15 protein-coding genes and 1 tRNA gene are annotated in these 12379 nt (G+C 61.3%); 7 read left to right on the forward strand and 9 right to left on the reverse strand.

Annotation, left to right across the window (positions count from 1 at the left end):
• Positions 1-24 precede the first annotated feature (24 nt).
• The 4 genes from infA to NKH59_RS29490 all read left to right on the forward strand — a co-directional run bounded on the left by infA (position 25) and on the right by NKH59_RS29490 (position 1539).
• Positions 25-243: a translation initiation factor IF-1 gene (gene infA / locus NKH59_RS29475; protein ID WP_006200926.1), complete on the forward strand. Its 219-nt coding sequence runs from the start codon at positions 25-27 to the stop codon at positions 241-243.
• Positions 244-269: 26 nt separating this feature from the next.
• A complete protein-coding gene (locus NKH59_RS29480; RefSeq protein ID WP_352470150.1) occupies positions 270-899 on the forward strand; it encodes a Maf-like protein in 630 nt (209 codons plus the stop codon).
• A complete protein-coding gene (gene yacG / locus NKH59_RS29485) occupies positions 896-1087 on the forward strand; it encodes a DNA gyrase inhibitor YacG (protein WP_023677402.1) in 192 nt (63 codons plus the stop codon). Before NKH59_RS29480 ends, yacG begins: the two co-directional genes overlap by 4 nt.
• A gap of 376 nt (positions 1088-1463) precedes the next feature.
• A tRNA-Phe gene (locus NKH59_RS29490) sits at positions 1464-1539 on the forward strand.
• 190 nt (positions 1540-1729) lie between these two features.
• Here the strand turns inward: NKH59_RS29490 and ggt (NKH59_RS29495) are convergent.
• The 8 genes from ggt (NKH59_RS29495) to NKH59_RS29530 all read right to left on the reverse strand — a co-directional run bounded on the left by ggt (NKH59_RS29495) (position 1730) and on the right by NKH59_RS29530 (position 8581).
• Entirely contained in the window at positions 1730-3322 is a 1593-nt protein-coding gene (ggt, locus tag NKH59_RS29495; protein WP_353023878.1) for a gamma-glutamyltransferase, read from the reverse strand.
• 21 nt (positions 3323-3343) lie between these two features.
• Complete coding sequence (locus NKH59_RS29500; protein WP_352501748.1) at positions 3344-4063, reverse strand: ABC transporter permease; 720 nt, start codon at positions 4061-4063, stop codon at positions 3344-3346.
• Positions 4060-4773, reverse strand: coding sequence for an ABC transporter permease (locus tag NKH59_RS29505; RefSeq protein ID WP_502908723.1), 714 nt, complete (start codon positions 4771-4773; stop codon positions 4060-4062). Before NKH59_RS29505 ends, NKH59_RS29500 begins: the two co-directional genes overlap by 4 nt.
• 99 nt (positions 4774-4872) lie before the next feature.
• Entirely contained in the window at positions 4873-5718 is an 846-nt protein-coding gene (locus NKH59_RS29510) for a transporter substrate-binding domain-containing protein (RefSeq protein ID WP_353023882.1), read from the reverse strand.
• An 86-nt stretch (positions 5719-5804) separates the two neighbouring features.
• Positions 5805-6452: a GntR family transcriptional regulator gene (locus tag NKH59_RS29515; protein WP_352683191.1), complete on the reverse strand. Its 648-nt coding sequence runs from the start codon at positions 6450-6452 to the stop codon at positions 5805-5807.
• Between the two features lie 536 nt (positions 6453-6988).
• Positions 6989-7366, reverse strand: coding sequence for a VanZ family protein (locus NKH59_RS29520; protein WP_352541328.1), 378 nt, complete (start codon positions 7364-7366; stop codon positions 6989-6991).
• Between the two features lie 654 nt (positions 7367-8020).
• The gene (locus NKH59_RS29525; protein ID WP_353023884.1) at positions 8021-8287 is read right to left on the reverse strand and encodes a DUF6894 family protein; all 267 of its coding nucleotides are present in this window, start codon (positions 8285-8287) and stop codon (positions 8021-8023) included.
• 102 nt (positions 8288-8389) lie between these two features.
• Complete coding sequence (locus tag NKH59_RS29530) at positions 8390-8581, reverse strand: DUF3606 domain-containing protein (RefSeq protein ID WP_023719459.1); 192 nt, start codon at positions 8579-8581, stop codon at positions 8390-8392.
• 422 nt (positions 8582-9003) lie between these two features.
• Here NKH59_RS29530 and NKH59_RS29535 point away from each other — a divergent pair, with 422 nt between their 5' ends.
• The 3 genes from NKH59_RS29535 (at position 9004) to NKH59_RS29545 (ending at position 10351) form a co-directional block, all read left to right on the forward strand.
• Positions 9004-9303, forward strand: coding sequence for a DUF1236 domain-containing protein (locus NKH59_RS29535; RefSeq protein WP_352470142.1), 300 nt, complete (start codon positions 9004-9006; stop codon positions 9301-9303).
• Positions 9304-9381: 78 nt separating this feature from the next.
• Positions 9382-9828 (forward strand): hypothetical protein, encoded by a 447-nt coding sequence (locus NKH59_RS29540; RefSeq protein WP_353023886.1) that lies wholly within the window; start codon positions 9382-9384, stop codon positions 9826-9828.
• A 181-nt stretch (positions 9829-10009) separates the two neighbouring features.
• The gene (locus NKH59_RS29545; RefSeq protein WP_292663955.1) at positions 10010-10351 is read left to right on the forward strand and encodes a hypothetical protein; all 342 of its coding nucleotides are present in this window, start codon (positions 10010-10012) and stop codon (positions 10349-10351) included.
• Positions 10352-10415: 64 nt separating this feature from the next.
• Here the strand turns inward: NKH59_RS29545 and ggt (NKH59_RS29550) are convergent, their stop codons facing one another.
• Positions 10416-12152 carry a gamma-glutamyltransferase gene (gene ggt, locus NKH59_RS29550; RefSeq protein WP_353023888.1) on the reverse strand — a complete coding sequence of 579 codons (1737 nt, stop codon included), beginning with the start codon at positions 12150-12152 and terminating at the stop codon, positions 10416-10418.
• Positions 12153-12379: the final 227 nt, after the last annotated feature.

A 12379-nucleotide genomic window follows, 5' to 3' on the forward strand; every position in this document is an offset into this window, starting at 1 on the left:
TACCCATCCAAGCAAAGGTATCGAATGCCGAAGGAAGAAGTCCTCGAGTTTCCGGGTGTCGTGACGGAACTGCTGCCCAACGCGATGTTCAGGGTCAAGCTCGAAAACGAACATGAAATCATCGCCCATACGGCCGGCCGCATGCGCAAGAACCGCATCCGCGTTTTGACCGGCGACAAGGTCCTGGTCGAGATGACGCCCTACGACCTGACCAAGGGCCGCATCACCTACCGCTTCAAGTAAGTTCAAGGACCCAGGCCGGGATCGCGATGGGCATTTTGCAGAAGCTCGTGCTTGCCTCGGGTTCGCCACGCCGGATCGAGCTGCTGCAGCAGGCCGGCATCGAGCCGGACCGTGTGCTGCCGGCTGATGTCGACGAGACGCCGCTGCGCGCCGAACACCCGCGCTCGCTGGCCAAGCGCCTGGCGACGCAGAAGGCCGAGAAAGCGCTGGCCTCGCTGAAAACCGAGACGGACTACGCGCCGAGCTTCGTGCTGGCGGCCGACACGGTGGTTGCCGTCGGGCGGCGCATCCTGCCCAAGGCCGAGACGCTCGACGACGCCGCCAACTGCCTCGGGCTTTTGTCCGGCCGTTCGCACCGGGTCTATTCCGGCATCTGCCTGATCACGCCGGGCGGCAAGCAGCGCTTGCGGCTGGTCGAGACCAGGGTGCGTTTCAAGCGGCTGCCGCGCGAGGAGATCGAGGCCTACATCGCATCCGGAGAATGGCGCGGCAAGGCCGGCGGCTATGGCGTCCAGGGGCTTGCCGGCGCCTTCGTCGTCAAGCTTGTCGGCTCCTACACCAACGTCGTCGGCCTGCCACTCTACGAGACTGTAGCGCTTTTGAGCGGCGAAGGGTTTAAGGTGCACGCCAACTGGCTGTCGGGTGCGCGGATATGAGCCCGGACGACAAGGTCACGCCGTTGCGGCCCAAGCGGCCCTGCCCCGAATGCGGCAAGCCATCGGCGCGCGAAACCTACCCGTTCTGCTCCACGCGCTGCAAGGACATCGACCTCAACCGCTGGCTGAAGGGGGTCTACGTCATCCCGGGCCGCGACGACGAGGACGAGAACGACGACCAGAAATAGCGCCGTCCACCTGCGGTTTTCCACAGGCTTGGGACGGTTTCGCAGCCGCGATCGTGACTAATGATCGGCCTTGCGGACTGCCTGTCGTTTCCCGCCTGCGATCAATGTCCAGAACCTGTTCCATCCGGGCACTGTCGGACGGAACAGGTTCTGGCGTTTTGTCTGAGCATGATCTTTTCCGAAAACCGGATTCCACTTTTCGGGATCATGCTTTTTGTCTGAGCATAATCTTTTTCCGAAAACCGGATTCCACTTTTCGGGATCATGCTCTAAGCGCTGGACAGTCCGGATTCCCGTGCTATAACCCACGCGCTTTCAAGGGGTGCCGACGGCGCTTTCATGAACCCGGTGTGCAGATTGCCGCCCGCCGGAGCAGGCCCAGATAGCTCAGTTGGTAGAGCAGCGGACTGAAAATCCGCGTGTCGGTGGTTCGAATCCGCCTCTGGGCACCATTTTTTCCCTGTACGGCTCGGAGACATGGGTAACAGTTTGTACCTAAGACATGGGTGACAACCTCGCGCCGATCGGATTGTCGATGGCGTGCAAGAATTATCGGGACCATGGCGCCAGCGGCTCCTGCTCGGCCAAATGTCAATGGAGAGCATCTTCGGCATCTTGCATCCCGCTCTAGCCATAACCGCTCTACAGACCGAGGGCGCAGCCGTCCTTGCGCGGTTCAGAACCGCCCAGCAGGGTCCCGTTTGCCCAATCGATGCGAATGGCCTGCGCACCGCCGATCGGGTCCGTGGCGGGAATGATTTCGAAACCACGTCGGCTAAGTTCAGCTACGGTTTCGCCAGCGAGCCCGTGTTCGGCCTGGACGTTCATGGTGCCGCTGACGGGGGCGACCCGCGGCAGATCAATCGCCTCCTGCAGATCCATCCCGAAATCGAGCACCTTCGTCAGCAGGTGCGCGTGGCCCATTGCCTGGTAGTAGCCGCCCATAACGCCGAAAGGCATTTCTGCCCGGCCGTCTCTCGCAAGCATCCCGGGTATGATGGTATGCAAAGGTCGCTTGTTCGGCGCCACTGCATTGGGGTGCCTGGGGTCAAGCGAAAAGCTTTGCCCGCGATTGTGCAAGACGACACCGGAGCGTGGCGAGACCAGGCCCGAGCCAAAGCTGTCGAAGACCGAGTTGATGAAACTGACCGCATTGCGGTCCTTATCGACAACGGAAATATAGACCGTGTCGCTGTGCAGCGGCATATCGAACGCCGGCAGGTCCGCGCGGGCGCGCTTTAGGTCAATCATGCCGGCCAGACGATCGGCCCAGGCATTCGACAACATGTCGGCCACCGGGACCTCGGAAGTGTCGGGATCGGCGACGAGCAGGTCACGCGCGGCGTAAGCGAGGCGTGTTGCTTCGATTTCCAGGTGAAGCCGGTCCGCGGATTGCGGGTCGCCGTGCGCTTCGAAGCGCGAGAGGATGTTTAGAATGAGCAGCGCGATCACACCCTGGCCATTCGGCGGACATTCGAACACATCGCAGCCTCGGAACGCCGTGCTGATCGGGGTCACGTATTCGCCTGTTGCCGAGGCGAAATCTTCAAGTGTGTGCAATCCGCCGAGCCCACGAAGATAGGCGACCATGTCGTCGGCCACAGGGCCAGTGTAGAAGGCCTCTCGTCCCTTCTTGGCGATCAGCCGCAGCGTTGCAGCCAACTCAGGCTGGCGATGCACTTCGCCAACACGTGGCGCGCGGCCGTTTGGCAGGAAAATCCGTTTCGCGGCTACATCGGAGGCCAGAAGGTCTTCTTCCAACGCCCAGTCACGATGGACCCGCGGTGAAATGGCGTAGCCTTCCTCGGCGAAACGTATAGCGGGGGCCAGGATTTGATCGAAGGGCATATGTCCATGATCAGCGTGCAATCTGGTCCAGGCATCGATGGCTCCCGGGATGGTGACGGAGCCGGGAGAATTGCGGGCCACCTCGGCCATGCCACGTTCGAGGAACCAGTCAATTGTCAGGGCGGCGGGTGTCCTGCCCGATCCGTTGTAGGCGATGACCTCGCCGGATCCGTTTCGCGACAGAAGAGCGAAGCAGTCGCCTCCAATGCCGGTCGAGGCTGGCTCGACGACACATTGCACCGCGCAGGCTGCGATGGCGGCATCCATGGCGTTGCCGCCGGCCGCCATGATCTCGACCGCCGTCAGGGTCGCCGACGGATGAGAGGTGGCGGCCATGGCCTCGCGTGAAACGACGACCGAGCGCGTTGGTTTCTCAAAATTTCGCATGCTATGCCCTTCTGATCGTGCTCAAGAGGCGGCGTCGCTCATCGTCGAGGGGCGGTGCCGCAGATGCCGCGACATCCAGTATTCGAGTGCCGCCAAGGCACGGATGATCGCGAAGTTCAAAGCGAGATAAATGGCGCCCGCGCAAATGAAGACTTCAAAGGCGCGGTAGGTCTGCGAGATCAATCCCTGGGCAATTCCAGTCACCTCCATCAAGGTCACGATGGAAGCCAGAGACGTGCCCTTGATCATCAGGATGATTTCATTGCCGTAACTCGGCAGCGCCTGGCGAAAGGCCAACGGCAGGATAACGTGCCGATAGGTCAAACAGGTGGACAGGCCGACAGACCGCGCCGCCTCGACAAGGCCGCGTGGCACCGATTGAATCGCGCCGCGGAGGATTTCGCTGCCATAGGCGGTGGTGTTGAGTGTCAGCGCGATGATTGCGCACCAATAGGGTTCGCGGAAAACGGCCCATAATCCAATTGCCGACAGTTGGTGCCGGAACTGACCAAGGCCATAATAGGTCAGAAAAATCTGCACCAGCAGAGGCGTGCCCCTGAACACGGCAACGAAGCCACGGATCGGCAAGACGACGAAGGGCGATTCCGATTGCTGGGCAAGCGCCAATGTGACGGCAAGAATGAAGCCGGCAACGATGGAAGTCAGGGCCAGTTCCATCGTGAGCGGCAGGCCGGCGAGTAGCTTCGGCAGGATCTCGAGGAAAAAACTGAAATCTATCATGCCGACCGGACGCGCCACGGCGCCTTCCGTTCCAGATGGTAAAGGGCGTGGCCCGTGACGGAAGCGATAGCCAGATAGAGCAAGGCTGCAGCAATGTAGAAGATGAACGGTTCACGGGTCGAACCTGCAGCGATCTGCGCCTGGCGCATCAGTTCAACGAGGCCGATTACCGATATCAGCGAGGAGTCCTTCAGAACCAACTGCCACACATTGCCGAGACCTGGCAGCGCGTATCTCAGGAGCTGGGGAAAAATAACCTGTCGCAGCCGCTGCAGCCGGTTGAGACCAAGCGCGCAAGCGGCGTCGTGCTGTCCCTGGTCGATGGCGACGTAAGCCCCTCGATAGACCTCGGCTTGATAGGCGCCCGAGATGATCGCGATAGCCAAGGTTCCGGTGGCAAAGGCCGGAACGCCGACGAATCCGGACCCGCCCAGGCTATGACCAAGCGAGGTCAGGGCGACACTACCTCCATAGTAAAGCAGATAAATGGTCAGAAGGTCGGGCACGCCCCTGAAAACCGTGCAATAGCCAAGGGCCAAGAACCTCAATATTTTGGAGTTGCGGAGACGCCCGGCCGCTGCCAGCCCGCCAAATACAGCGCCAAGCGCAAAGCCCAGCACAGACAGGAGCACTGTGACCGAGGCCGCCATGAGAAGAGCAGCCCCCCAACCTCCGTGCTGGAAACCAAGCAGCCGGAATGCGTCAACCATTGATACCCCCGGCATTGATGCCCCCGGCATTGATGCCCCGGCAGGACGAACGGCTCAGCTCCGGAACGTGGTCAGGAATGGCCGTTCGCCGGCAAGCGCTTACTTGACTGGAGTAACGTCGCTCTTGAGCCATTTAAGCGACAGAGTTTTGATCGTGCCGTCGGCGGTCGCGGCGTCGATGGCGCCGTTGAGCATGTCTTTCAGCTTGGTGTCCTCTTTGCGGATGCCGGCCCCTGAGCCAAGACCGAAGAGACCCCCGACAAATCCTGGTCCTGCAAGCGTATAGTCGCTGAACTCCGGCTTGCTCAGCGTGGCGGCCAGCGCTGTCTGTTGCGCGAAGAGCGCGTCGATGCGACCCGCGGCAAGATCGAGATCGTGTTGCTCGGTGGTCTTGTATTCGCGAACCTCGGCGACGTCCGAGAAGTATTTGTTCAGGAATTCCAGGTTCGCCGTTGCAGCCTGAACTCCAATGATCTTGCCCTTCAGCAATGGCTTGAGCTTGTCGATTGCCGCCTGCGAAGAGGCTTCATTGTCCAGCTTGAACCGCTCGTTGGAAATGCCGAGCTTGCCCAGTTCGCTGTCCTTGGCGACCGCGAAACCTGAGGGGTCAACCGCATATGGCTGGGTAAAATCAATGACCTTCAGACGTTTTTCAGTGATGAACATGCTCGCCATGATCACGTCGAACTTGCCGACGGTCAGCGCGGGGATCATGCCGTCCCAGTCCTGTGCGACGATCTTGCACTCGATCTTCATTCGCCCGCACAGATCATTGGCGAGATCGACTTCGAAGCCGTCCAGCTTGCCGTCGGCTGTTGTGAAATTCCAGGGCGCGTAGGCTCCTTCGGTGGCAATGGTAATTGCCTTTGGTGTTTCTTGTGCAACGGCGGCCTGGACCGGGCCGAACAGGACCGACGCAATGGCTGCGATGCGGCTAATTTTCATGTCATTCTCCTCTTTTTTGCCGGTACGGCAGTTCCCTTTCGTCGTGCCGGATTATCTTCCGGCTTCAACGAGTTAGATGGTATTCCCTAGCGGCGGCCGGGACTTGCGAAGTTGGCCAGAAGCGGCGCTGTCTCGACGATATGATCCCGCATGACGATCTCAGCCTTGCCGGCGTCACCTGACCGCAGCACGTCGATCAGGATCTCGTGCTCGGCACGCGCGCTGGCGGGCTTGTCGACATAGTCGAACCAGATGCGCAGGTAGGGTTCGATCACGACGTGCAGGCTGGCAATCTGCCGGACCAGCTTGGGTCGGTTGCTCAGTTGGCAAATCTGCAAATGGAAGGCCTGATGGCGCACGACCCAGTCGCTGCTGCCGGTCTGGCTGGCGCGCTCCATGCGGTCCAGCTGGCGTTCCAGTTCTTCAAGCACTTCGGCATCGATGTGCGGCATGGCAAGCCTCACCGCCAGCCCTTCGAGCACCGAGCGTATTTCAAAGGTTTCGTAGATCTCATCGAGGGTAAGCCCGGCGACGATGCAGCCACGGTTCGGGCGAATGACCACAAGACCTTCCGCGGCCAGTTGGCGGAATGCTTCGCGAACCGGCATGCGGCTCATGCCGATTTCCGTCGCGATCTCTTCCGGGATCAGCCGGTCCCCGGCCCGGTAACGCCCCATCCTCAGGGCCCGCTGAATGTGGCGATAAGCCTCCTCCTCGGCGGTCGTGATGCCCAACGGCTCGATTGCGTCAGCTGCCATGTCCCTGGTCCGATCAGAGCGTATCTGTGTATCCACTTATCCAGTTATCGAAACCTGTGTCAAGCACCGATGCTTGGGCGCTTTAGAATTTCTCTTGTGAGAATAGGCACTTGGCAGGGGAAATCGGGCTAAGCACACCGTGATCGGCTAAGCCGCTGATCGGCCTACTTTTCAACGTCCGGCAAAAAGGCCCGCCGCTCCATTTGCGAAGCGGCGAGGCCCCATATTCGGGGACGATTGCCGGGATTTCCCGGCATTGCCTGCAGTGCAATTCAGGTGCCAGATTTGTTGATCCAAAACGGGTCACCGCACCGGAGGCGCCAACGCGGACCTTCCGCGATCACGCTACTGCCGCGCTTTGCCGTTCCTGCTATGTTACTTTGCGGCGGACGTAATTTTTCCGCCTGGCCGGCGCCCCATCAGGCAACTTACCCCAACGCGCCCCCCAGTGGCGCCGGCCAATTTCCCCTTATTGGGGCACGGGCGCGCCGATTCCGTTATGCGCTTTCGAGCTATGGCAATCCGCCGGCGAGCCGCCTTGTCCAGCTTGCAACCATCAGTCCGCACGCGATTCCCGCGCAGTCGGCGACCCAGTCGAATAGATCCGGGTCGCGCCCTATCAGTCGCACGGCTTGAAGCCCCTCGATCGCCGCACCCGTGAGAACGAGGAGTACGATCAGCTTCGCCTTGCGTTCCGGCCAGCCGAAACTTCCGAGAGCCGCCAGGACGACGAAGGCGGCGGCGTGATTGAGCTTGTCGTGATCAGACGTGAAAGCCAGGCCAAGGCCCCGCAGGAGTTGCTCCGGCAAAAGGGCGAACAGCAGAACGCCGGCAAACGCGGCCGGAAAAGCAACCCTTGCCACGATCTGATAAGAATCCAGGCGCGACAAGGGTAGAATAGCCTTTCATCCGAAATCTGCAGGGAGCATCGGCCGCCATAGTCGCGAGCGAGCGCGGTGTCCAATTTCCGCCGTCGGGGCGTCCGATGCATCGTCAGAATGAATGAATGCCGCGGTTCAGCCGCTGGGCAGGCCGAACTGCTGGGGAGGGCTCTGCAATGGTGCGGCTTCCGCGATCACGCAATTACCTGCTGCGCCGGCGCGGCTACAATCTGGCTGCGGCGGACCTGATTTCCGCTTGGCCGGCGCTGCGTCAGGGCACCTTACCCCATGCCACACGAAGCGGCGCCGGCCAGAATTCCATCGATTGCGTGATGACCGACCCGCGTCAAAAAAGCCCGCCGCCCTGTCGGACGACGGGCTCCGTTGCCTGGGCGCCAGGGCGCCGCGGTAGCGACAGATGTTACTAATGCTCCCGCAGGCCTCCAATATGCTGCTGCCGAACGGTGTTGTGCATCGGCTAAACAAACGAAGCCCGCGCCTCTGGCGGAGGGCGCGGGCCGATCGGGCTGCACCCGATCTGCAGCAGAAACCTGGGAGGTTCCCGCTGCTTAAGATAACAATTAGAGATTTCTAATGTTCCGCGCCAGGGGAAGTTGCCGCTCCATCAGAAATCTGATGGTCGGCGCGATGATGATCGAGCCGTCAGTTCGTGCGCAAGTCGATCAGGAAAATCCGCTCGTCGAAGTGCCGCGTTTCAACGGCAAAGGTCAAAGCCACTTCAAGGACCAGACCGCCACGGTCGTCCCGGACCTTGACTGCAATCCTGCGATGAGGAAGGCCATCCCTGGCCATCTCGGCCAATGTGCGAAGGGCTTCTTTCCTGACCAGCGGGAGATCGTCATATAACGTTCCCTGATCGTCGGAATAGACAATTCCGTCTTCATCGGAATCGAAGAAGTAGCGGGGCATTGCGCTTGGCCGAAGCGGCGGCATCCGGGCACGTTGTCGATAGCTGGCCGGATCTCGGCCGATCGCGATCAGTGCCTTTCCACCATTGGCTTCGCCGCCAGCTCACTTGCGCTCGCGCAATGCCTTCACCGCCTGCGAGAGGATCATCCGGTCGCCGCCGGTCCTTTTGATCAGCTTGCTCACCTGGCTGGGCGAAACACCATTTTCCCGCGCGAAATATTCGACCTCATAATATTCATCCGCCGAAACGCGATTGCGGTCGCTGAAGTCTCGCTTGCTCTTGTCATCGGCCATTTCCGCTCTCCTCGCCCCTTCTCTTCGCTTCAGGGGGTCAACTTTGGTGCACGCAGCAATTTGAGGGTTCGCCCGCCACAAAGTGACGCGCGAACCCTTATCGGCGCAGGAAGGGACAGTGCTGCGCAGATGCCGGGTTCGATCGGAATGGAAACAGCCAGGACCGGTGCGAGCAACCGTCGACCTTTTCCATGGAATCCTCCCGGAACGTGCAGCCAGCAACGGCCACGCGCCGCCACGGTTCCGGGTCACGCGGCAAACCCACCCTTTGCGCGCAAGGATCAGACTTAGGTCCTGCGGCAACACGTCGGTTGGTCCCTGCCGGGCGGGACCGAAGCCCCGTCGACGGAACGTTTTCAGCTGCCTTCCGTTCGAGTGAGCCTTGGCGTGAAGAGCGGACCGAGTTCGCAAAGGAGACGACCATGAGAATGCATCTTTCCACCGCGGTGGCGGGATTTTTGCTGCTGGCAGGCATCGGCGCCGCTGCGGCGCAAGACGTTGTCATCGAACCGCAGCAGGAAACGATCATCAAGGAGTATGTGAAAAAGCAGCCGCTGGCCTCGGTGAAAATCCCTGGGGTGGAGCTCAATATCGGCTCGACGCTCCCCGATACCGTCGAGCTTCATGAAGTCCCCAACGTCAAATACCGCTATGTCGTCGTCGACAACCGCACCGTCGTCGTCGACCCAGGCACGCGCAAGATCGTCAAGATCATCGAGTGACGTGAAAGCTCGGGCAGTCGTCGCTCAGCAGGAACCCGCCGCACCGTCGAGGGCCGGGGGGCCTCACAGGCAGTTTCAATGCGAACAATCAGCAGACTTTTTGATTCCCATGACCAGGCGGCGCGAGCCGTCGAAGCACTTCAGGCGGCAGGAATTGCGCGCCACCAGATCAGTATCATCGGACCCTACGACGACGAAATCGGCGCCGTCTTGCGCCGTCCAGGCACCGGTGCCGCCCTTGGCGCGGCGGGTTTGTTGGCCGGCCTCGGCGCCTTCGATATCCCCGGCATCGATCCCCTCGGCGCGGGATGGCTGGCATCGGTCCTCGTCGGTGCAGTCTTGGGCTGCGTTGCCGGCAGACTTTTCGGCGCATTGTCCGATATCGGCAAGCTGCCAGGCAAGCCGGATGCCGCACAAGGTGTGATCCTGCTGCTGGCGCATGTCGATGAAAGGCAGGCAGACAGCGCACAGGCGGTGCTTGGGGCTTCCGTTCAGGCAACGCAGTCTTTGGCCAGGGCGGCATGAAGATTCAGCTCGGGCAAAGCGCTTGACCAGGCCGCGCAGCGGGGCGGCGATCCAATCGCGAATTCAAAAATCTCTGGCAAGCCGCCGCCAGAAAGTGTTGAACACCGTGCCGATCACATTCGGCGAGCGGTTGCGCTCGGCGAGGCTTGATGATTTGCTGTCGGTTTGCGGAGAACGAATAATGCATGAGCCTGTCGGTCAAGACGAATATGGGTCGACCAGCCCGTTCGATCCGGACGATCTGTCGAGGTTGAACGCAATCGGCCCGAGCGCCGGCAGCAACGATTTCGAGAAATACGCGGTCGCCGTGATCATCGTGTTCGGCGCCCTGATCATCGGTGGCCTGATGGCTGCCGGCTTGAGCTTCGGGCGCCGCAGCACCTTCTTTTTCGCGCTTGGTGGCGCCACCGCGGCATGGATATCCGGCAATGCGCTTCTGCTCGACCGGCCACGCATCTACGCCCTGTTCGTCGGCATCGCGGCGCTGATGCTGATAGCGTCCACGATCGCGCTGGTCACCTGATTCAGAGCGAAATCTTATTGTTGACCATGATCTTATCCGAAAAACCGATTCCCACTTTTGGGGTCTAATACCCGATAGCCTTGCCGGATGCGGCGCGGCTGTCGATGGCGCCATTGTAGCGGGCGCCGCCGCCCTTCTCGATTTCCGCCAGGCTCTTGCCGCCGACCAGGATGCCGGCCGCCTGGCCCCAGGTCGTGTCGGCAAGATCGAGGTGGTAGCCCATGCCGGTGAGCAGCTTTTCGGTATCGGGCGACAGGCCGAACGGTTCGATATTGACCGTGTCAGGCAGCCATTGGTGATGGATGCGCGGTGCGTCGATGGCCTCCTGGATGTTCATGCCGTGGTCGACGACGTTGACGATCGCCTCCAGCGTGATGGTGATGATGCGTGAACCGCCGGGGCTGCCGATGACCATGAACGGCTTGCCGTCTTTGGCGAGGATGGTCGGGCTCATCGATGACAGCGGCGTCTTTTTCGGCGCGATCGCATTCGCCTCGCCCTGGACCAGGCCATAGAGATTGGGCACGCCGGGTTTCTGGGTGAAATCGTCCATCTCGTTGTTGAGCAGGATGCCGGTGCCGGCGGCGACAACGCCGGCGCCGAAGGAGCCGTTCAGCGTGTAGGTTACCGCGACGGCATTGCCATCATTGTCGATGATCGAAAAATGCGTCGTCTCTTTGCTCTCGCCAGAACCCTTCGGCATCAATTCCTGCGAGACGCCGGCCCGGAACGGATCGATCTTTTCGCGAATTTCCCTGGCGTAATTCTTGTCGAGCAGTTTTGCGACCGGATTGTCGATGAAGCCGGGATCGCCGAGCGCCGAATTGCGGTCGACATAGGCGTGGCGCATCGCCTCGACCATGACGTGAACCGTCTCGGCCGAACCGGCGCCGAGATAGGACAACGGATAGAACTCAAGCACGTTGAGTATCTCGCAGATGATGACGCCGCCGGAGCTCGGCGGCGGCGAGGAAATGATCTCGTAGCCGCGATAATTGCAGGTCACCGGCTTGAGCTCGCGCACCGCGTAGCTTTCGAAATCAGCCCTGGCCAGAATGCCGCCCTTCTCGCCACTCGCCTTGACGATGGCGTCGGCGGTCGCGCCTTTGTAGAAGGCATCCGCCCCGCGGTCGGAAATGGCGGCAAGCGAAGCCGCGAGATCGGGCTGAACAAGGCGCTCGCCGACAGCATAGGGCTTGCCGTCCGGCTTGAGGAAAATGGCCGCCGCCGCTGGGTCCCTTGCCAACCGCTCCGCGCCGCCCTGGAGCGAGGCCGCATCGCCCTGCTCCAGCACGAAGCCTTCCTTGGCAAAGCGGATGGCCGGCGCCAGCAAGTCCTGCCGCGACAGCGTGCCGTATTTCTCCCGCGCCATCTCGAAACCAGCGACTGAGCCCGGCACGCCGACCGCCAGATAGCCGTCGAGACTGGCGCCTTTTACCGGCTTGCCGTCCTTGTCGAGATACATGGTTTTGGTCGCGGCCAGCGGCGCGCGCTCGCGAAAATCGAGGAAGGTCGAGCGGCCGTCCTTGAAGCGGATGGTCATGAAGCCGCCACCGCCGATATTGCCGGCGGTCGGATAGACCACGGCCAGCGCATAGCCGACGGCGACCGCGGCATCGACCGCGTTTCCGCCCCTCTTCAGCACCTCGACGCCGACCTCAGACGCAAGATGCTGGGCGGTCACCACCATGCCGAGCTCGCCCTTCGCCGGCTGCGGCGAGGCGGCATAGGCGAGGAAGGGTACGAAGGTCAGGGTGAGGGAAAGGCTTACGGCAATCAGCGTCCGGCGGAAATTGTGCATGGCCGTGCTCCGAGGCGTGGGGTAGGCCTAGGAAACGCGCTTGGAGCGGTTGAGTCTACTGCGAAGATCGAAAGAATCGGGAGGGTTCGCACGCCTGTGCCGGTTCGCCTCGCAACCGCCGTTGCAATCTTCGGCGACTGCAACGGCATGATGGGGTGGACGGCGCCCGACGGCATCGGATGTGCCAGAATGAGTTCGTTGAGATCTCAAACAAGGGAGCCGTCCGT

It is taken from the genome of Mesorhizobium sp. M0998, assembly GCF_040318885.1.
Lineage (GTDB): Bacteria > Pseudomonadota > Alphaproteobacteria > Rhizobiales > Rhizobiaceae > Mesorhizobium.